Here is a 19,789-nt window from a genome sequence, read left to right on the forward strand (position 1 = left end):
GGTCAGAGTATCACACTTTTAAGTTGTGCGACAAAACAAATGACGCGTCAAACAGCTTGTTTTCTTTGCAATCTCTCGGGCAGGCCATTGGCCCAGGCGCTGATCGTACCAGCCCCGAGGCAGACGACCATATCGCCCGGACGGGCCTGTTCGCGGACGAGGCGTTCAAGGTCGTCTTCATCCAGCAGCGCGCGGGCGTGGCGGTGGCCGTGACGGATCAGGCCCTGCACCAGATCGTCGCGCGAGGCGCCTTCGATCGGGTCTTCACCAGCGGCAAAAACCTCGGCAATGGCCACGACATCGGCGTCATTGAAACAGGTGCAGAAATCGTCAAACAGGTTGGACAGGCGCGAATAGCGGTGCGGCTGATGCACAGCAATCACGCGGCCTTCGGTCGCCTGACGGGCGGCCTTGAGAACGGCGGCTATTTCGACCGGGTGGTGGCCGTAATCGTCGATGATGGTGACACCGTCGATTTCCCCGACCTTTGTAAAGCGACGGTTGACGCCGCCGAAATTGGCCAGCGCGTCGCGGATTTCCGCAGCTTTCATGCCCAGATGACGGGCGACGGCAGCGGCGGACAGCGCGTTTGAGACGTTGTGATCGCCGGGCATCGGCAGGGTACAGCCTTCGATCATCTTGTCTTCGTATTGCAGATGGATGTCGAAATGCGCCACGCCGCCCTTGTAGGTCAAGTTCACCGCCCGCACATCCGCCTGCGCGTTGAACCCATAGGTTCGCACACGGCGGTCGGTGATGCGCCCGACAAGGGCCTGAACCTCGGCATGATCGGTGCAGCAGACGGCCAGACCGTAGAATGGCAGGTTCGAGACAAATTCGTAAAAGCCGTCGCGCAGCCTGTCGAAATCACCCCAATGTTCCATATGCTCGGGGTCGATATTGGTGACAATGGCGATGGTTGCGGGCAGACGGTTAAAGGAACCGTCGCTTTCGTCGGCTTCGACCACCATCCATTCGCCCTGCCCCATCCGCGCGTTCGATCCATAGGCGTGGATGATGCCGCCATTGATCACGGTCGGATCGAAATCGCCTGCCACCATCAGTTCGGCCATCATGGTCGTCGTGGTGGTCTTGCCGTGTGTTCCGGCAATGGCAATGTTCGAGCGCAGGCGCATCAGTTCAGCCAGCATGTCGGCGCGGCGGACAACCGGCAGCCCTCGGGCGCGGGCTTGGTCCAGTTCCGGGTTGCCCGGTTTGATCGCGGTCGAGACAACCACAACGGCGGCGTTTTCAAGGTTTTCGGCGCGCTGGCCGACGAAAATCTCGGCCCCCAAACTGGCCAGCCGGTCTGTGATCTTCGAGGCTTTCAGATCGGAGCCCTGCACCTGATACCCCAGGTTCAGCAGTACCTCGGCGATGCCCGACATGCCGATCCCGCCGATGCCCACGAAGTGAATCGGCCCTACGTCCTGCGGCAGTTTGGTTGCTGGGTTCATGTGGTCTCCTTCTGCGCCAGCTGCTCGACCAGAGCGACCAGACGCTGGGTGGCATCGGGCGCCCCGACCGACAGGGCACCATGGGCCATTTTCTGTGCGGCTTCGGGGTTCGTGAGAACCGTGGTGATTTGCTGTGTCAGCGTGGGAACGTCAAGCGCATTTTCCGGGATCATGATAGCCCCGCCGGCCTGGACCAGCCCGCGCGCGTTGGCGGTCTGATGATCCCCGGCGGCAGCAGCAAACGGGATCAGGATCGAAGGGCGACCGATGACCGAGATATCGGCCACGCTGGACGCGCCCGAGCGCGAGATCACAAGCTGCGCATCCGACATGCGGCGGGGAATGTCATCGAAGAAGGGCTGAACGTCGGCGCGGATACCATGGTCTTGATAGAATGCGCTGACCCGTTCTCCATCTTCATCCCGCGCCTGATGCGAGACACGGATATGCGCGCGAAGGTCTTGGGGCAGCGCGGCAATCGCTCCGGGCACTATATCGCTGAGGATGCGCGCGCCTTGCGAGCCGCCCATCACCAGAACCGACATCGGGTAATCACCCGGCGGGATATACCCGGCGGCGGCGCGGTCCAGAACCGCGGCACGCACCGGGTTGCCGGTGTGGATGCCATGCGTGCCTTCGGGCAGATCCGTCGGCCAGACGCCGCATGCCACCTGTGCAACGCGGGTTGCAAACAGCTGATTCACGCGGCCCAGTACCCCGTTCTGTTCATGGATCATCCGCGGAACTTTCAGCAGGGTCGCTGCGCCCAGCGCCGGGATCGAGGGATAACCGCCAAAGCCTACGACAACATCGGGTTTGTCGCGCATCATCTGGAAGACCATGCTGGTGACACCACCAGCGATAATCGGGCCAACCATCGCCTTGGCCGCCAGACCGCCACGGGCGAAGGTGGCCGAGGACGCCTCGACAATTTCAGTCGAATGGGGAAAGCCGCCGGTATAGCGCGCACCGCGCGGGTCGGTGGACAGGCGCACGCGCCAGCCCTTGTGCAGCATCGCCTCGGCCAGCGCCTGAGCGGGGAACATATGGCCCCCGGTGCCGCCAGCCGCAATCAACAGGTAAGGGTTCCCCATTATCCTCGTCCGCGCAGAATATCGCCTAGTTCGCCCTGTGGGCGGTTTCGGGTGAAGGCCAGCAGCATGCCGACGGCAATACCGCCTGCAATCAGCGACGAGCCGCCATAGCTGACGAACGGCAAAGTCATGCCTTTGGCGGGCAACAGACGTACCGCAACACCCATGTTGATCATCGCCTGAACGCCAAACATGCAGGCCAGACCGGTACCGGCCAGACGAATGAACATGTCGCGTTCGCGCATCAGCCGCAGCAGCGAGCGCACGACGATCAGCGCATACAGCGCAATGATGATCATGACGAGGATCAGGCCGTATTCCTCGGCCGCGACGGCGATGATGAAATCGGTATGGGCATCGGGCAGCGACCATTTCACCTGCCCCTCCCCTACGCCGACGCCGAACAAGCCACCTTCGCGGATGGCGTTGGTGGCATAGCCAAGCTGGGTGGTCGGATCGACCTCTTGATTCAGAAAGCCGTCGATGCGGCGGGCAAAGTGTTCGGAATTCGAATAGGCCAACATCCCGCCCAGAACGACAACACCGGCCATGCCCAGCAACAGCAGCATCGGGGCCCCGGCCACGAAATACATGACGCCCCAGCCGAACAGGATCAGGCAGGCCTGACCGAAATCGGGTTGCATCACCAGCATGGCCACGATGGCCATGCAGAGCGCAAAGGACCACAACCGCCCCGGAGGGCCGTTGATTTCCTGCGAGGCGGCCAGCAGCCATGCAGCCACGACGACAAAGCCGGGTTTCAGAAACTCGGACGGTTGCAGCGAGGCAAAGCCCAGTGAATACCAGCGCACCGCGCCTTTGCCGAAATCCGTTCCAAACACCGGCAGGAAGACCAGAGCGACGAAGGCCCCCAGAAAACCCAGAACGGCCAGACGCCGCACCAAGGTTGGAGACATCATTGAGGTCAGCAGCATCGCGATCAGCGCCAATCCGCCAAAGAAGGCCTGGCGCTCGACATAATGGAAGGGATCGAACCCGTTACGACCGGCCAGCGGCGGCGAAGAGGCCAGCCCCAGCAACAGTCCGATGGTAAACAGGATCAGAACGCAGGACATCGTCCAGCGATCGATAGTACGCCACCATTTCGGTAGAATCGGTTCTCCGCGCTGGTCCTGGACCGCGCCATACACCATCTCAGTCATGAGACACCGCCACTCTCTGCCTCGTTAACGCCCCGTTTTCGGGATCTGGCTGAAAGTCTACATGCAATTTGGCGATCAGGCCAGCCTGTTCGCGGGCAAATCGGGATTTCCCGCCCAAGACCCGTGCCGCACACCCGGACCGCCGGTCAGCCGTGTTGCGACGGCCACCGGGCGGAAGGCGGCGGGCTGTCAGACTTTGGTCAGCAGCAGCGGCACATCCAGCAACCCCGCCACACCGAACAGTTCGGCCCTGGGGGGTGGCGTGTAACCGTTGATCGCGTCAACTTGCAGGGTTCCTGCGGCAGAAGACCAATACCAGTGGGTGTTGTCGAAACGCGTTGCAGATGTTTCGAGGTTCTTGAAGATGGCTTTGATCTGCACACCATTGAGAACATTGGGCGACTTTCGCTGCATCATCGCGATTGCCCCTGCAACGAGGGCCGAGGCCCCCGAAGTCCCGCCAAATTCTGTATAAAGCCCGGCAGGATCATCCACCGCCTTTTTTCGGGTTTCGACAGCCGCAGCAAGGCTGCCTTCAACATAGCCCCTCGGGCCCGGCACATCCAACGTCACCAAACGTTGAGGTGCGAAATCGACAATCGGGATCGCGTCGCCGCTGCCGTCGCGTTTCAGGTGATGTTTCGGGTTTTCCAGATGGAAGTCAGTGGCCGAGGCTGCATCACGGTCCAGACGAATTTGATAGCGGTTGTATATCTCACCGTCATCCGAAGGGGCGGATACGGTCAGATCTGCAGAGTAGTTCGAATACCCGGACCGGGTGCCATTATAGTTGACGGCCCCCACCGAGATGATCCCGTTGGTTGGATCACCAGACAGGCTGGCAGGATAAATCAACTCGCTTCGACCGTCATTGCCAGCGGCACAGACCACCGGGATTTTCGTGCTGACCCATTTGATGATCTTGTCCAGCGCCGACCATGCCATCGAGATGTCGCGCGCGTCGCCGTCGGGTTCGTCGCGCCTCGTCTCGTGCAGGCGGGTCTTTTCGTGCGAGTCCAGACCCGGATAGAACGGCTCGGTGCCAGTGGCAGGGCGAAATCTATATCCCGGCCAATGAGCAGGGTTCGCGGCATCGCGCGGAAACAGGATGACATGCGCGCCTTTGTGGAGGGCATAAAGAAACGCCGCAATCAATTCTTCCGGGCTGGGCGAGATCGACGTCGTGATCGGAATAATCCTGCTTTTGGGATCGACCCCGTAATACGCCGCGATATTGCCGGTATTGCCGAATTGATCGGCTGCAAAGCTGGTTCCGCAGGCCAGCCCGGCACAGCTGGTGCCGTGCCCGGCATAGCGATCGTCATAGGCATCGATGTAACGTTTGACGCCAAAACCCGACCTCAGCCCGGCAATCACCCGCCGTTCCTGAGAGGTCAGGCCCGGAATGCCCAAGGGGTCCTGAATGCCCGACAGATGTTGCACCTGTTCTTCGATATGCTCGGCCCCTGCCGCAACAGTCGACCGGTCGATGTATTTGACGCCGAACGGGTGGCTGGCCAGATCAAGGGCGTCGTCCCGAATGACCCTGTCCGCCGGAACCGGTCCGGTGTCCGGCGATTTCAGGTTCGGGTGATGCGGGGCCACGCCCATGTCGATCAGGGCGATTTTCGCCTCGGCCAGAGCGGGACCTGTGAAATCCCAGGTCGCGGTATCGATTTCCGGGCAGGTCTCTCCGTCGGCTGGTAGGGGCGCCTTGACGGTCAAGGCTTTGATCGCGACCAGATGCCAGAGATAGTAATAGCGTGCGTAGTCTTCGTTTCCTGCGGTCATTTCGTCACCTCGCGTTGATCCTTAGCCCAGCCATTCGTCTTGTGCTTCGTCCATCAGTTCGTCCAGAACCTCGGTCAGGTAAGCCACGGTTTTTCTGGCCAGACTTCGCCCGGCGGCTGTGTCGCTTGGATAATGCAAACCGGCCCATTCGCGGTTTTCAGCAATCCGCTGGGCGCGGTGGAACAAAGCGACAGTGCCCGGATGTTCGGGGATCAGACGCGAGAACAGTTCGGCAATCGCGAAGGATTGGTAGGAGTGGTTCGAGGGGTAAGCCGCATGATAAGGCACCGGAAGAAAGGGCCGGATCAGCGGCTGGATAATATTGGGTCTGGGCCGGCTGAAGCGGTTCTTGTAGGTCAGGCCGATTTCATTCGTCAGTTCCAGCAGGATCGTCATCAGCGCGCGGGTCGCATCAAAGCCGCCCTTCTCGTCAATGCCCAGCGGACTGAGATATTCATCGATGCCAAAGCCTGCCTGCGCCACCATTTCCTCGCGCCGTGTTGCCTGATTTGACCACTTGAGCCGCCCTTGCAGGATCAGCAGGTATTCAGTTTCCTTCATGCTTTCGTCAGGCCCCGGTGGCGGCAGAAGATCGATATTTTCCCAGACCTTGCCCAGCAATCCGGATGCGGGCAGCATACCGATCCGGCACAGATCGCGCATCTCGCGCCAGCCGAAGGAGGCATCGCTGCCGCCGACGTCAAAATCGCTGCGGTTTCTGTTACGATTGCGATTTCTGTTTCGGTTCCGGTTTCTGTTCCGATTGCGGTTTCTATTGCGGTTTCGGTTCAGTGCGAATGCCGAAGATGCGCTCATCGCGACAGACGCCGCGCCGAGGGCAGAGCGTTTCCCGATCTCTTCGTCTTTCGCACCTTTTACACGGCTGTCAGACCTGAAGGGGTCGATGAATTCTTCGTTCTGCATGAACTCGGTAAGCTCGCGCAGTTTTTCAATATCCAGCAACTCGGGATCCAGATCATGAATGGCATTGAGGTAATCGATGAAGCTTTCCCTCTGCGCGTCGTAAATGAAATTGTCCAACGCCTTTCGATTGTCCCCCGGTGAGGCACCGAGACCACCGGTTCCGGCAAGGTTCATCAGTTTCACCACTTTGCACGAGATCAGCTCACCACGTCGGACCATCATTCCGAAACCGTTGAGCGTGGACACGTAAGACATAAGTAAACCCCCTACTTTTACCCCTACTTCAAGCGTGTTGCGGCAACCCGATCCTGGACAGGCCGCTTTCCATCAGTTGCGCGCTGAACCGTGTTGGCACCGGGAACCGGTCCTGCTGGATGCAGGCCAGCGACATGTCCGGTTCCAGGCTGGTCAACCGCTGCAAGGCGAACTCGCCTCGCTGCCGGTCACCTGCGTGCCCGTAAGCCGCAGCCAGATAGCGCATGACGGTTTTGAACTGCGGCTGAACCTCCATCACGGATTCTCCGAACCTGATGGATTTCTCGAACTCGCCATTGACCAGCGCGGCGACGCAACCGGCCCCGTCGAACAGGTGCCGGTATGGGCTGTGCCGCCCGATAAGCCGCGCCTTCTGCGCGGCTTCAACCGCCAGCGCCGGACGATCCGTGTAGCAATAGAGCATGGCGGCTGAATCCCAGCTCATCGCCCGATAAGGGCTGAGCTCGAGCGCGCGGTCGACCAGATCCTGCGCCACCGAAAACTCTCGGAACACGTAGGAGTGCACGTGGGCGACAAGGCCCAGAACGGTGCCGTTATCCGGGTCAGCCTCGACCGCGCGGCGGGCCAGATCGCGCGCCTGTGCTTCCAGCGCGGCATCCCAGGTACCGTACCGTTCGCCGACCTTGAAGGTCGTGACATAGGCCAGCCACGCCAGATAGACCGGCTTGGGATCAAGCTCGTAAGCCGCCAGAATATCGGCCTCGAGCTGGTCCAGCCCCGGCCCGGTCATGGTCAGCAGGTGATGCACGGCGGCAACGGCGGTTTTCGCCGCGTGATGGGCGGCCGGGTCGCGCATGTGACGCCCGTTCAGCAAGGCCGTCAGCAAGGCGTCGGTGGCATAACTGATGAACGACGTCAGCCCAGAGCAGTTTTGACCCAGAAAGTCACCTTGATCGGCCACTACATTCTGGCTCCAGATCACTTTCCTGTCTTCCGACCGCATTGCTGTGGCGGACACTTGCAACATGCTGCCACAGGTCGAGGCGCGGCATTGCAGGAACAGGTCAGGCCCTGCCGACAAAGGTTCCTGCGGGAACGCAATCTGCGGCACCCGGTAATCCTGAACCTCAAGCGCTTCGGTTTCGGTAAGGGATTTGGACAGCTGTTCCGCAACGATGTTGGACACGAATGCCGCGGTTTCGGAACCACCCCCTACATCCGGAGACAACAGACCGATCACGAAATTCGGGCGCGGTAAGGTGAACGACAGCTGTTCTGACCGGAAAGCCGTTGGGTTGGCGGGAACAGGAACCGGCTGTTCTTTTCCGTCCTTCTCATAGGGGACGTCGATTGTCGCGCGTGCAACTTTAAACAGCTCGAGCGAGGCACCGATATTCTTGAGATTGGGCCGCCCGATCGAGTTGAACAGGAAATCCTGCCGCCCGCGCAGCGCATTGCGCACAACGCTTGAGACCAGAACCTCGCCGGATGACCCGACGCTTTCGATGCGCGCTGCCGTGTTCACGGCGTCACCGATGATCTGCTGGTCAACCTCGAACGTGTCGCCCAGATGTATCCCAATTCGATACCCTTTGGCGTACCGGTCGGGGGCATGGGTCAGGACATCCTGCACCCCCAGCGCAGTTTCGACGGCGGCACGCGCACTTGGAAAGACGGCGCATAGCCCGTCACCGGTCAGGCCGGTCACCCGGCCCCGAAAGCTGTTAACCAGATCGCTGACGCAGTTCAGATCGCGGCGGATTCTGGCCAGCGTTTCAAGCTCGGCCTCGCGGACGGCGGCAGAGTAATCACATGCATCAAGGAACAGGATCGCCCTGAGCCGCGCCTTGGGAAGGTCGCTTGGATTGTTCAAATTCAGATTAATACCCATGATCGTGTCTCGGAACTCTTTAACTTGTTGAAATGTGCCACCGCGAAAACAGGCAGGCTGGCACGCATCAAAGGCGTGTTGCGATTGCAAATGCAGCCGACGGGTGTGAATGGCGCTGCATTGCGCGGGACGGGCCACGGGCCTGAATGGAAATCACGAGGCATTAATCGGCCCGCTGATGAGATTTGGTTTCTAAAATGCGTTAAGTTCAAAATAATAAGGGTTATTGTATTGTTTTAGTGAACTTCCGTCGACATATTTTTATTTTTGCACATATTTTTCGGTGTAATTTGGCCAATTTACCCGGCATCTGTGGCGCTTGGTGCTTGGCGGGCAAGACGGGATGATGCGGCAAGACTTCCCGTTAGGAGTGCGCGAGGGCTGACCCCGGTCAAGTCCTTGGCATTGGACCTTCCTGTTGCCGCTGAACCGGGCGGACAGTACGACGCAACAGCGGCTGACAGGTACCGGAAATCGATTCTCCAAAAAGTATCCGAACGTTGCCCGGCCCTCACCGTTTCTGCCGGTCAAGCCAGTCACCACCCTGTTTGGTGGCCCCACATGTGGCGGGATCAGATGCCTTGCACAACCTGAACGGTGCCCCAATTTGATCGGACCCGAACGTAGTTTTCTGCGATCTGCACCCTTCCAGCCCAGCCCCGAAACACCCGCGCAAAATCCCGACAACCAGCCCAAACCGGCCCCCGTGCAAGGGTGTCACCGCCCGCAGGCCCCGATTTTCCGGGAATCATTCACCTGACAACTAAATCCTTTGCCTCAGGCCCGATGCGCCGGGTTTCACCCTTGTCATCGCCGAAAATCCACGCCAAGGGCGGTGCATGAGGTTCGATACGATCATATTGGGCGCCGGAGCGGCAGGCATGATGTGCGCGGCCCGTTGCGGTGGGCGGGTGCTGGTGATCGACCACGCCAAGGCGCCGGGCGAGAAAATCCGCATCTCGGGCGGAGGTCGGTGCAATTTCACCAATATGTATGCAGGCCCGGACAACTTCCTGTCGCAAAACCCGCATTTCTGCAAGTCCGCGCTGGCCCGGTTTACGCAGTGGGATTTTGTCGATCTGGTGAACCGGCACGGCATCGGATGGCATGAGAAAACGCTGGGGCAGTTGTTCTGTGATGGCTCTTCAAAGCAGATCATCCAGATGTTGCTGGACGAGATGAGCCGCGCCGGTGCCGAGCTGTGGGTGCAGACCGCGCTGCGTGATCTGCGCAAGGATGGCACCGGATTCGCGCTGGAGGTCGAGCGTGAGGGGCAGCGCCTGCATCTGACCTGTGCCAATCTGGTATTGGCCACGGGGGGCAAATCCATCCCCAAGATGGGCGCGACCGGGCTGGCCTATGACATTGCCCGGCAGTTTGGCCTGCGGGTGACCGACACCCGCGCGGCGCTGGTGCCATTCACCTTTTCGGATGGCCGGTTCAAGGACCTGTCCGGTGTTTCCCTGCCCGTGCGGCTTTCCAACAAACGCACAAGTTTTGACGAAGCGCTGTTGTTCACCCATCGCGGCCTCAGCGGGCCGTCCGTTTTGCAGCTGTCCTCTTTTTGGCGCGAAGGTGAGGAGATCGGCGTGAACCTGATCCCCGAACTGCCCCTGTTCGATCTGCTGCGTGCGCAACGGCAAAACGCCGGGCGCAAGGCGCTGACAACGGAACTGGCGCGGCATCTGCCGTCCCGGCTGGTCGAGTATCTGAGCCAAGTCATTCCGATGTCCGGCAATCTGGCCGATCAGTCGGACGCGAAGCTGTCTGAACTGGTCGCGGCCCTGTCTGACTGGCGGTTGGTACCGTCGGGAACCGAAGGGTATCGCACTGCCGAGGTCACACTGGGCGGAATAGATACCGATGATCTGTCGTCGAAAACGATGGAGGCCAAGGATGTCCCTGGCCTCTATGCGATTGGCGAAGCGGTGGATGTCACCGGGTGGCTTGGCGGCTACAACTTTCAATGGGCGTGGTCATCAGGCCATGCCGCAGGTGTTGCCATTGCCGCCAGGCATTAACCTACACTTCCGTTTGCGCGGCATTAACCTACGACGTTGTAGCCGCGACCGCGCATGCAGTTGCGCACGATCACTTCCTGGTTCTGGGTGTTGCTGATCGCACTGGCACCCACACCGACCAGAGCACCGGCCGCCGCCGCACGGCCAAGATCGCTGGCGCTGTTGTCGATAATTGCCGTGGTTGCCGCAGCACCGGCCGCGCCGATGGCGGCAGCGCCCGCGGTGTTGCTGTCCAGCGTCGGACGGGACCGCGCCAGCGCCTGACAATTGGCCAGATCGGACTGGTAGTTCGGCCCCACAGGCCCGTCGATGATAGGAACATAATTCGCCCCGCTATTGGCACAGGCCCCGGCCAGCGCAACGACGGGAAGGATGGAGAGAATTTTGCGTGCAGACATTTCCGCTTCCTCTTTATTGAACTTAAGGTGACGCAACCTCAATTCCAACAAAGTGTCAATCTGACTGAAAAATGTCCACACGTACCGGCAGGCTGTTGCAGGTGCGGTGTTAGCCCAGCCGTTTTTGCACCTGCGCTGTGAAATCGTCGCCACGCTGTTCGAAATTGTCATATTGATCGAAACTTGCTGCTGCCGGGGCCAGCAGAACGGTCTCGCCCGCCTGTGCATCCGCCATGGCCTGCGCCACTGCCGCCTCCATCGTGGTACAAACCTGTGCGTCGGACGTCAGTTGCATCGCAAAGCCCGCCGCCTCACGACCGATAACATAGGCTTTGATCACCTGATCCGCTGCTGCGTTCAGGGCTGCGACACCGCCTTCCTTTTCAAGGCCGCCACAGATCCATCGGATCTTTTTGAACGCCATAAGCGCTTTCAGGGCGCTGTCGACATTGGTCGCCTTGGAGTCGTTGACATAGGTAACCCCGTCGGCCTCGGCGATGATCTGGCTGCGGTGGGGCAGGCCCGGGAACGAGTGCAGCGCGTCTTCGATCACGCGTGGCGCAAGGCCCAGCGACCGGCAGGCCGCATACGCCGCGCAGGCGTTCTGGTGGTTATGGGCACCGGGAAGGCCCTTGATCGCGCGCAGGTCGATGGACCCGGCCTGCCGCCCCTTGCGGTATTCCGACAAAAACCCCTTGCGCGCAAAGACCTGCCATCCCGGCCCCGTCAGCTTTCGCGTTACCGAGATACGAATTACGCGGTCATCCGCTGGCCCTTCGGCCAGTTGGCCAGCAAGAAAGGCGCCTTCGGTTTCATCGATGCCGACGATCGCGCGGTCCGGGCCGCCTTCGGCAAAGAGGCGCCGTTTGGCCGCGAAATATCCCCCCATGCCGCCGTGGCGGTCCAGATGATCTGGCGAAAGGTTGGTGAACACCGCCACATCCGGGGTCAGCGCACGGGCCAGTTCCGTCTGATAGCTGGAAAGTTCCAGCACCACGACCGAACCATCGCCACCCGGATCGATATCCAGAACACCGCGCCCGATATTTCCGGCCAGCTGCGCCTCGCGCCCGGCCTCGGTCAGGATGTGATGGATCAGAGCAGCAGTGGTTGATTTCCCGTTCGAGCCGGTGACCGCGATGACCCGTGGTGGAGTGTCATAGTTGCTCCATTCCGGCCCCGCAAAAGAGCGGAAGAACAGCCCGATATCATTGTCCACAGGCACGCCTGCGTCCAAGGCTGCGGCAACCACGGGGTTGGGTTCGGGATAAAGATGCGGAATGCCCGGCGAAACGATGAGCGTGGCAATGGTGTCAAACGCCCCCTGTTTGCGCAGGTCGGCACAGGAGAATCCTTCGCCCTCGGCTATGGCGCGAGCTGTCGGGTTGTCATCCCAGCAGACCGGCTCCGCCCCGCCTGCGCGCAAGGCGCGTGCGGTTGCCAGGCCGGACCGGCCCAATCCCAGAACCGCAACTTTCTGCCCTGAAAAGCCTTTGACCGGGATCATTCTACCCACCTTCTTTGATTTGGATTTGGAGGCCACACTGCACTGAAGAAAATCACAATGACAAGGGGCGTGTCAGGCTCGCGCTGCGGCGCGAGCCGGGCCCAACAGGTGGCAGGAGGGCCGCAGGCCCTTCGAACCTGGCGGGAGCGTTACCGGACCTTCAGCGTTGCCAGACCGATCATCGCCAGGATCAGCGAGATGATCCAGAAGCGGATGACGATGGTAGGCTCGGCCCAGCCCTTTTTCTCATAATGATGATGGATCGGGGCCATCAGGAAAACCCGCTTGCCGGTGCGTTTGAAGTAGAGAACCTGAATGATCACGCTCAGCGCCTCGACCACGAACAGGCCGCCGACGACGGCCAGAACCAGCTCGTGCTTGGTGGCCACGGCAATAGCGCCCAGCGCGCCGCCCAGTGCCAGCGATCCGGTATCCCCCATGAACACCGCCGCCGGGGGGGCGTTGTACCACAGAAATCCCAGACCCGCACCAAAGAGCGCAGAGGTGAAGATAAAGATCTCACCCGTGCCCGGCACGTAATGCACGTCGAGATATTCGGTAAAGTCGACGCGGCCCACGGCATAGGCGATCACACCCAGTGTCGAGGCGGCGATCATCGCTGGCATGATGGCCAGACCGTCCAGACCGTCGGTCAGGTTAACCGCGTTGGCGGCCCCTACGATCACGACAATCGAGAACGGGATATAGAAGATACCCAGATTGACCAGCGTGTCCTTGAACACCGGCACGGCCAGTTGATTCTGCAACGCTTCGGGGTGGTGCAACGTCGCCCAGAGCGCGGCCAGCACCGCGATGATCACGCCCAAGGCAAGGCGCATCCGCCCCGGAACGCCCTTGGTGTTCTGTTTCGACACCTTGGCATAGTCATCCGCGAATCCGATGGCCGCATAAGACAGGGTCACGAAAAGCACCATCCAGACGTAAGGGTTGTCCAGACGTGCCCAGACGAGGGTCGAGGTCACAAGAGCACCGACAATCAGCAACCCGCCCATTGTTGGCGTGCCTGCCTTGGAAAAATGCCCCTCGGGGCCATCATTGCGGATCGGCTGGCCCTTGCCCTGCTTTCTGCGCAGCACGTTGATCAGGGGCTTTCCGAAGATGAACCCAAAGATCAGTGCCGTCATGAAGGCACCGCCTGCGCGGAAGGTGATATACCGGAAGAGGTTCCAGAAATCCCCGCCATCCGACAGGGCGGTCAACCAGTACAGCATGACAATACCTTTCTCACACGAGGCGCATGGGCGTGATCACCCGTCAAGCGCGCCCCCTTGCCCCATTTTGCGCAGACCGTCAACAATCGAGGCCAATCCCATGCTGAGAGAGCCCTTGGCCAGAACAGTATCGCCGTCCCTGACCAGCGACGGCAACCGTCCGGCCATCTCGGCGCTGGTTTCGGACCAGAGACCGCGTTTGGCAGGGGGCAGCGCGTGGTGCAGTGCCCGCATCAACGGGCCGATACAATGCACCTGATCGACATGTGCCATCGCTTCGGCATCGGCCATGGCGGCGTGCATCGCCACTTCCTGTGTGCCCAGCTCTTTCATGTCGCCCAGAATGGCGATGCGGCGTTTGCCTTGTGAGGCAGCGAGTACATCCAGCGCGGCCTCCATCGAGGTCGGGTTGGCGTTATAGCTGTCATCCAGCAGTTCGATCTGCCCGCCGCCGGGCAGAGGAATGCTTTCCCGTACGCCGCGCCCTTTGACCGGGGACCATGCGCGCAGACCTGCGACGGCGTCATCGAGATCAACACCCAATTCAACGCAGGCTGCCAAGGCCCCCAGCGCGTTCATGGCGAAATGCGTACCGGCAGAGTTCACCTCAAATCGGATTACCTGTTCACCAACGGCTGCCTCGGCTTTCACGGTGTTCGCCGCCTGCTGAACGTCGGTCAGCCGGTAATCCGTTGCGCCTTGGCCGAAATCCACGATTCCGGCCCCCTGCCCAAGCGCCGTTTGGCGCAGGATGTCTGCGTGGTCGATATCTGCATTGACGATTGCCGCGCCACCGGGTTCGAGCCCTTCAAAGATCGCTGCTTTTTCATGGGCGATACCAGCGACGGACTCGAAGGCTTCCAGATGCACCGCCGCTACGGTTGTAACCAGCGCCACATGCGGGCGGGCCTGCCGGGCCAGCGGGGCAATCTCGCCCGGATGGTTCATTCCGATCTCGATCACTGCGAATTCAGTGTTACACGGCATCCGTGCAAGGGTCAGCGGAACGCCCCAGTGGTTGTTGTAACTGGCCACGCTGGCATGGGTTTTGCCTTGTGTTTCGAGGATCACGGCCAGCATTTCCTTGGTCGATGTCTTGCCGACACTGCCGGTCACCCCCACCACACGCGCATTCGTTCTGGCGCGTGCCGCCTGCCCCAAAGCCTCGAGCCCCGCCTGAACATCATCGACGATCAGCAGTGGTGCGTCTGGCGATACGTTGTCGGGAATATGCGAGACCAAAGCCGCGCCCGCGCCTTTCTCAAGCGCTTGGGCCACGAATTCATGCCCGTCCCGCGCCGCTTTCAGCGCAACAAACAGATCACCGGGTTGAAGGGTTCGCGTGTCGATGGAGACACCGTCAGCGGTCCAATCGGTCGTGACCCGCCCGCCCGTTGCCTGAGCGGCCTCGGATGCTGTCCAGAGCGTCATGCGACCCTCCCGTCCAGCGCGGCGACGGAAATGCTGGCCTGTTCCACATCATCAAAGGGCAGTACCTGATCGCCGACGACCTGCCCGGTTTCGTGGCCCTTGCCCGCAATCAGCAGTGCGTCGCCGGGTTGCAGGGCATTGATGCCGCGCAGAATGGCTTCGGCGCGGTCGCCGACCTCGGTCACGCTGACGTCGCCCGCTGCCTCGAGTGCACCTGCCATGACGGCGGCGCGGATGGCGGCGGGGTCTTCGCTGCGCGGGTTGTCATCGGTGACGAAAACCATATCCGCATAGTTCGAGGCCGCCCTGCCCATCAGCGGGCGTTTCGTGGCATCGCGGTCGCCGCCCGCGCCGACAATGGCAATCAGGCGGCCCATCACATGCGGACGCAGCGCCTTGAGGGCGGTGGCCACGGCGTCGGGGGTGTGTGCGTAATCCACAAAAACTGTCGCGCCGTTGTCGCGGGTTGCGGCCAGCTGCATACGCCCGCGCACGGTGGTCAGATGCGGCAGTGTTTCAAAAACCCGTTCGGGGCTGTCGCCCGCAGCAATCACCAGACCGCAAGCCAGCAGGATGTTTTCGGCCTGGAACCCTCCGATCAGGTTCAGGCGGGTCTGGAAGGTCCGGCCCTGCCACGCAAATCGCAGGTCCTGCCCGGTGGCATCGAACCGCTGGTTGATCAGGCACAGATCGGCGTCGCCCAACCCGACGGTCAGCACCGATTGACCGCGCGCCTCGGCGATCCGGCGGACCCGAGACCCCTTGGGATCGCTCAGATTGATAACCGCGGTGCCATCCTGTGGCAGAACCCGGTCGAACAACCCGGCCTTTGCTGCGAAATACGCTTCAAAAGTCTCGTGGTAATCCAGATGGTCCTGCGTGAAGTTCGAAAACCCGGCAGCGGTCAGGTGCACGCCATCCAGGCGGCGCTGTTCGAGGCCGTGGGACGAGGCCTCCATCGCGGCATGGGTCACGCCGTTTTCGGCGGCTTCCGCCAGACAGCGATGCAGGGTGATCGGCTCGGGCGTAGTATGGGCCAGCGGTGCTGTCCATGCCCCTTCGACACCGGTTGTCCCAAGGTTGACGGCGGCATGGCCCAGTTCGGTCCAGATCTGGCGCACAAAGGTGGCAACCGAGGTTTTTCCGTTTGTTCCGGTGACCGCGACAATGGTCTGCGGCATCGCGCCGAACCACAGGGCGGCGGCCCCGGCCAGCGCCTGACGCGGGTCTTCGACAACCACCAGCGCCGCATCCGACACCGCAAGTTCAGCTGCTGCGATTCTCGCCCCTTCGGCATCGGTCAGGATGGCGGCGGCCCCCATGCGCAGGGCGTATTGGATGAACGAACCACCATGAACCCGCGTGCCGGGAAGGGCTGCAAACAGGAAACCGTCTTTCACCTCGCGGCTGTCAACGGCCAGCCCGGTGATCTCGGGGTTTACCCCGCCTCGCGCGGTCAGGGCCAGTTGGCTGAGTTTCTTTGACCTTGTGCCCATGACCCACCTCTTGCCGGACAGCCTAGTTTGAGGTCAGCGTTATAGCAGCGCCCGCCTCAGGCTCAAGCCGGGGACGCAAGCCCAGCAGAGGTGCCACGCGACCAATAAGTTCGGCAGCTACAGGCACTGCTGTCCAGCCTGCAGTTCGGCGTTTTTCGCCGTATGCCACGATCGAGGGTTCATCCAGCGTGACGATCAGAACATATTTCGGATCGTAGGCCGGGAAGATCGTTGCGAAAGTGGCGATGACCTTGTCTTCGTAGTACCCGCCGCGTGGCTTGGGCTTGTCTGCCGTGCCGGTCTTGCCAGCCACGTCATACCCTTGCACTTCGCCAAAGCTGGCAGTGCCATCCGTCACCACCTTGCGCAGCATTTTCTGCGCCTGACGCGCGGTTCCCTGCGACATCACGCGGGGGCCGTATTGCGGGCCGTTCTGGCGCAGGATGGTCGGGCTGACATAGTGCCCGCCATTGGCAATCGCCGCATATCCCGCCGCCAGATGCATCGGGCTGGTTGACAGGCCATGGCCGTAGGAGATGGTCACGGTGCTCAGCTCGCCCCATTTCTTCGGCATCAGCGGCACACCACCCTTGGCTTCGACAATCTCGAACGGAGTCGGTTCGAACATGCCGAGCGCATTCAGAAAGTCCTGCTGCCGCTGCGCACCGATCTGCAACGCCAGACGCCCGGTGCCACGGTTCGAGCTGTGGACGATCACATCCGCCACGCTGATCTTGCCGTAATTCTTGCCGTTAAATTCACCAATCGGGAAGCGCCCGATCTTCATCGGGCCGGATGTATCGATGATGGTGTTCGAGTTTACCAGCCCAAGCTCGACCGCCTGCGCGGCGGTGAAAATCTTGAAGACCGACCCCAGTTCGTACACGCCTTGCACATAGCGGTTGAACAGCGGGCTGTCTGAGGGATCAAACCCCGAGGTCGGCGGGCGCGGACGATCATTGGGATCGAATGAGGGCAGCGAGGCGGCGGATACAACCTCGCCCGTATGCGCATTCATCAGAACCGCCGACGCGCCCTTGGCATTCATGATCTTCATACCGCCATAGAGCACTTGTTCGACCGCGGCCTGAATGGTCAGGTCCAGCGACAGTTGCAGCGGCTTGTTGCCGTTGGCGGGATCGCGCAGATAGTCGTCAAACTGCTTTTCCACCCCGGCCACACCGATCACCTCGGCGGCGCTGACGCCCTCGCGGCCAAAGCCGGAGCCGCCAAGGATGTGCGCGGCCAGCTTGCCATTGGGATAGAGGCGCATTTCGCGCGGGCCAAACAGGATGCCGGGATCACCGATGTCGTGCACGGCCTGTTTCTGTTCGGGCGAGATGCGTTTCTTGATCCACAGGAACTTGCGGTTGCCGGTGAAGTCCTTGACCAGACGCTCTTTATCCAGATCGGGGAAGATCGCGACCAGCTGATCTGCTGCCGCAATCGGGTCGATCATCAGCGGTGGCTGCGCGTAGACGGAATAAGTGTCCAGATTGGTTGCCAGAATGCGCCCTTCGCGGTCGACGATATTGGCGCGCTGCATGGCAATCGCAGCCCCCGGCGCATTGGCCAGCGGCTCCTGCGCCTCGGACGTTGCCAACATACCCATGCGGACGCCAACCACCGTGAAAGCGCAAAAGAAGAACAACCCCAGCACCAGCAGACGCCCTTCGGCGCGGGCGCGGGCGCGGTCTTTCATGTCTTCGTGGCGCTTGCGGATGTTTTCACGCTCGATCGCCTTTGGGTTTTCGCCCCGAGCGCGGGCGTCAAGGATACGGGCCAGTGGGCGAAGGGGCGTGCGTGTCATGGGATCTGCACCTCGCCCAAGGCCTGAACGTCGGTGATGGCCTGCAATTCAATCGGGTCAACGATGGGCAGGTCAGGATCCTCGGCAAAGGCAATCTGATCGGCGCGCCCGAACTGTTCGGCCCGCAGAGGCAGCAGACCAAGACGTTCAAAATTCAGGTCTGCCAGCTCTCGCAGCCGGTCGGGGCGGTTCAAATAGGCCCATTCGGCGTTCAGGACCGCCAGCCGCACCTGCGCCATGCCGATCTCGCGTTGCAGGGATTGCGTTTCCTTCACCACCTGTTGGGTGCGATAATTCTCCTGATAGGCCCAAAGCGCCAATCCGAACACGGACAGGGCAGTCAACACATACAAAACACTCTTCATCTTGCCCTTCCCCCAAGTTGAGGCGTTCCAATGGCGCGGGCCTCAATTTCCCCCGCCGGAGCATCGGTACGGATCGCAACACGCAGCTTGGCCGAGCGCGCGCGCGGGTTTTCCTGCAATTCCTGTTCGTCGGGCCCCACCGCCTTGCGGGTCTTCAGCGTGAATTGCGGCTGGTCCTGTTCCATCTCGGGCGCATAGCGGTTCGCACGCCCTGTCTTGCCCGCGCGCGACTGAAAGAACCGTTTGACCATCCGGTCCTCGATGGAATGGAAGGTGACAACGGCCAGCTGCCCACCAGGTTTCAGCGCACGTTCGGCAGCCATAAGGCCCTGAAACAGCTCTTCATATTCGGCATTCACCGCGATCCGCAGGCCCTGAAAACTGCGCGTTGCGGGATGCGATTGCCCCGGTTTCGGACGCGGCAGACAGGATTCGACAATCTCGGCCAGTCGCAGGGTTGTTGTGATCGGCGCCTCGGTTCGTGCCCTGACAATCGCCTTGGCAATCCGGCGGCTGGCGCGTTCTTCGCCATAGTGGAACAGGATATCGGCCAGTTGCGCCTCGGTCGCGGTGTTTACCAGATCGGCGGCGCTTTCGCCTTGCTGGCTCATCCGCATATCCAGCGGACCGTCCTTCATGAAGGAAAACCCGCGCTCGGCCTGATCCAGCTGCATCGAGGACACGCCAAGATCCAGTACAACGCCGTCCAGGTCCTGCGCGTATTCGTCCATGCGCGAGAATACGCCGGGCTGCATCACCAGCCGGTCGCCGTAATCCTGCGCCCAATCTGCCGCCATTTCAAAGGCCAGCGGATCTCGGTCTACACCGATAACCTTGTCCGCCCCGGCCTCCAACAGCCCGCGCGTGTAGCCGCCCGCGCCAAACGTGCCGTCCAGCCAGATGCCAGTGACCGGCGCAACCGCAGCCAGCAAGGGGCGCAGCAGAACGGGAATATGTGGTTTTTCTGATGAGGACGCAGCGCCGGCCATGCCG

General features: G+C 61.2%; 15 protein-coding genes. 1 reads left to right on the forward strand and 14 read right to left on the reverse strand.

All coding sequences use genetic code 11. The features are described from left to right. Positions 1-47: 47 nt before the first annotated feature. The 6 genes from murC to AC2FNC_RS05220 form a co-directional block, all read right to left on the reverse strand. Positions 48-1,457, reverse strand: coding sequence for a UDP-N-acetylmuramate--L-alanine ligase (murC, locus tag AC2FNC_RS05195; protein WP_209504522.1), 1,410 nt, complete (start codon positions 1,455-1,457; stop codon positions 48-50). Continuing rightward, positions 1,454-2,551: a UDP-N-acetylglucosamine--N-acetylmuramyl-(pentapeptide) pyrophosphoryl-undecaprenol N-acetylglucosamine transferase gene (locus AC2FNC_RS05200; protein ID WP_496714760.1), complete on the reverse strand. Its 1,098-nt coding sequence runs from the start codon at positions 2,549-2,551 to the stop codon at positions 1,454-1,456. Before AC2FNC_RS05200 ends, murC begins: the two co-directional genes overlap by 4 nt. Further along, on the reverse strand, positions 2,551-3,714 hold the full coding sequence (gene ftsW / locus AC2FNC_RS05205; RefSeq protein WP_480475947.1) for a putative lipid II flippase FtsW: 1,164 nt from the start codon (positions 3,712-3,714) through the stop codon (positions 2,551-2,553). The genes AC2FNC_RS05200 and ftsW overlap by 1 nt, the downstream gene beginning before the upstream one ends. A 189-nt stretch (positions 3,715-3,903) precedes the next feature. Beyond that, positions 3,904-5,505 carry a S8 family serine peptidase gene (locus AC2FNC_RS05210; protein ID WP_496714761.1) on the reverse strand — a complete coding sequence of 534 codons (1,602 nt, stop codon included), beginning with the start codon at positions 5,503-5,505 and terminating at the stop codon, positions 3,904-3,906. A gap of 21 nt (positions 5,506-5,526) precedes the next feature. After that, a complete protein-coding gene (locus tag AC2FNC_RS05215) occupies positions 5,527-6,684 on the reverse strand; it encodes a phosphatase PAP2 family protein (RefSeq protein WP_496714762.1) in 1,158 nt (385 codons plus the stop codon). A 28-nt stretch (positions 6,685-6,712) separates the two neighbouring features. After that, positions 6,713-8,536 (reverse strand): adenylate/guanylate cyclase domain-containing protein, encoded by a 1,824-nt coding sequence (locus tag AC2FNC_RS05220; RefSeq protein ID WP_480554077.1) that lies wholly within the window; start codon positions 8,534-8,536, stop codon positions 6,713-6,715. Between the two features lie 839 nt (positions 8,537-9,375). Between AC2FNC_RS05220 and AC2FNC_RS05225 the strand changes: the two genes are divergently transcribed. After that, positions 9,376-10,557 (forward strand): BaiN/RdsA family NAD(P)/FAD-dependent oxidoreductase, encoded by a 1,182-nt coding sequence (locus AC2FNC_RS05225; protein WP_480624587.1) that lies wholly within the window; start codon positions 9,376-9,378, stop codon positions 10,555-10,557. A gap of 23 nt (positions 10,558-10,580) precedes the next feature. Here AC2FNC_RS05225 and AC2FNC_RS05230 read toward each other — a convergent pair whose 3' ends face one another. The 8 genes from AC2FNC_RS05230 to rsmH all read right to left on the reverse strand — a co-directional run bounded on the left by AC2FNC_RS05230 (position 10,581) and on the right by rsmH (position 19,785). After that, entirely contained in the window at positions 10,581-10,955 is a 375-nt protein-coding gene (locus AC2FNC_RS05230) for a glycine zipper family protein (protein WP_480475937.1), read from the reverse strand. A 109-nt stretch (positions 10,956-11,064) separates the two neighbouring features. Then, entirely contained in the window at positions 11,065-12,462 is a 1,398-nt protein-coding gene (gene murD, locus AC2FNC_RS05235) for a UDP-N-acetylmuramoyl-L-alanine--D-glutamate ligase (RefSeq protein WP_480554075.1), read from the reverse strand. Between the two features lie 149 nt (positions 12,463-12,611). After that, a complete protein-coding gene (gene mraY, locus AC2FNC_RS05240; protein ID WP_480475931.1) occupies positions 12,612-13,694 on the reverse strand; it encodes a phospho-N-acetylmuramoyl-pentapeptide-transferase in 1,083 nt (360 codons plus the stop codon). Between the two features lie 36 nt (positions 13,695-13,730). Beyond that, positions 13,731-15,125, reverse strand: a complete 1,395-nt coding sequence (locus AC2FNC_RS05245) for a UDP-N-acetylmuramoyl-tripeptide--D-alanyl-D-alanine ligase (RefSeq protein WP_480516286.1) — start codon at positions 15,123-15,125, stop codon at positions 13,731-13,733. Then, positions 15,122-16,621: a UDP-N-acetylmuramoyl-L-alanyl-D-glutamate--2,6-diaminopimelate ligase gene (locus tag AC2FNC_RS05250; RefSeq protein ID WP_496714763.1), complete on the reverse strand. Its 1,500-nt coding sequence runs from the start codon at positions 16,619-16,621 to the stop codon at positions 15,122-15,124. The genes AC2FNC_RS05245 and AC2FNC_RS05250 overlap by 4 nt, the downstream gene beginning before the upstream one ends. 22 nt (positions 16,622-16,643) lie before the next feature. Then, positions 16,644-18,431 (reverse strand): peptidoglycan D,D-transpeptidase FtsI family protein, encoded by a 1,788-nt coding sequence (locus tag AC2FNC_RS05255; protein ID WP_480554073.1) that lies wholly within the window; start codon positions 18,429-18,431, stop codon positions 16,644-16,646. Continuing rightward, positions 18,428-18,796 (reverse strand): cell division protein FtsL, encoded by a 369-nt coding sequence (ftsL, locus tag AC2FNC_RS05260; RefSeq protein WP_496714764.1) that lies wholly within the window; start codon positions 18,794-18,796, stop codon positions 18,428-18,430. The genes AC2FNC_RS05255 and ftsL overlap by 4 nt, the downstream gene beginning before the upstream one ends. Continuing rightward, positions 18,793-19,785: a 16S rRNA (cytosine(1402)-N(4))-methyltransferase RsmH gene (gene rsmH / locus AC2FNC_RS05265; RefSeq protein WP_480476928.1), complete on the reverse strand. Its 993-nt coding sequence runs from the start codon at positions 19,783-19,785 to the stop codon at positions 18,793-18,795. Before rsmH ends, ftsL begins: the two co-directional genes overlap by 4 nt. Positions 19,786-19,789 lie beyond the last annotated feature (4 nt).

It is taken from the genome of Ruegeria sp. BHSA123, from assembly GCF_059613425.1.

Excerpts from the sequence above, each read along its gene's own strand:
- AC2FNC_RS05230 (WP_480475937.1), bottom strand. The coding sequence starts at position 10,955 with ATGTCTGCACGCAAAATTCTCTCCATCCTTCCCGTCGTTGCGCTGGCC.
- AC2FNC_RS05210 (WP_496714761.1), bottom strand. The coding sequence starts at position 5,505 with ATGACCGCAGGAAACGAAGACTACGCACGCTATTACTATCTCTGGCAT.
- AC2FNC_RS05245 (WP_480516286.1), bottom strand. The coding sequence starts at position 15,125 with ATGACGCTCTGGACAGCATCCGAGGCCGCTCAGGCAACGGGCGGGCGG.
- rsmH (WP_480476928.1), bottom strand. The coding sequence starts at position 19,785 with ATGGCCGGCGCTGCGTCCTCATCAGAAAAACCACATATTCCCGTTCTG.
- ftsL (WP_496714764.1), bottom strand. The coding sequence starts at position 18,796 with ATGAAGAGTGTTTTGTATGTGTTGACTGCCCTGTCCGTGTTCGGATTG.
- ftsW (WP_480475947.1), bottom strand. The coding sequence starts at position 3,714 with ATGACTGAGATGGTGTATGGCGCGGTCCAGGACCAGCGCGGAGAACCG.
- murC (WP_209504522.1), bottom strand. The coding sequence starts at position 1,457 with ATGAACCCAGCAACCAAACTGCCGCAGGACGTAGGGCCGATTCACTTC.
- mraY (WP_480475931.1), bottom strand. The coding sequence starts at position 13,694 with ATGCTGTACTGGTTGACCGCCCTGTCGGATGGCGGGGATTTCTGGAAC.
- murD (WP_480554075.1), bottom strand. The coding sequence starts at position 12,462 with ATGATCCCGGTCAAAGGCTTTTCAGGGCAGAAAGTTGCGGTTCTGGGA.
- AC2FNC_RS05225 (WP_480624587.1), top strand. The coding sequence starts at position 9,376 with ATGAGGTTCGATACGATCATATTGGGCGCCGGAGCGGCAGGCATGATG.
- AC2FNC_RS05255 (WP_480554073.1), bottom strand. The coding sequence starts at position 18,431 with ATGACACGCACGCCCCTTCGCCCACTGGCCCGTATCCTTGACGCCCGC.
- AC2FNC_RS05250 (WP_496714763.1), bottom strand. The coding sequence starts at position 16,621 with ATGGGCACAAGGTCAAAGAAACTCAGCCAACTGGCCCTGACCGCGCGA.
- AC2FNC_RS05200 (WP_496714760.1), bottom strand. The coding sequence starts at position 2,551 with ATGGGGAACCCTTACCTGTTGATTGCGGCTGGCGGCACCGGGGGCCAT.
- AC2FNC_RS05220 (WP_480554077.1), bottom strand. The coding sequence starts at position 8,536 with ATGGGTATTAATCTGAATTTGAACAATCCAAGCGACCTTCCCAAGGCG.
- AC2FNC_RS05215 (WP_496714762.1), bottom strand. The coding sequence starts at position 6,684 with ATGTCTTACGTGTCCACGCTCAACGGTTTCGGAATGATGGTCCGACGT.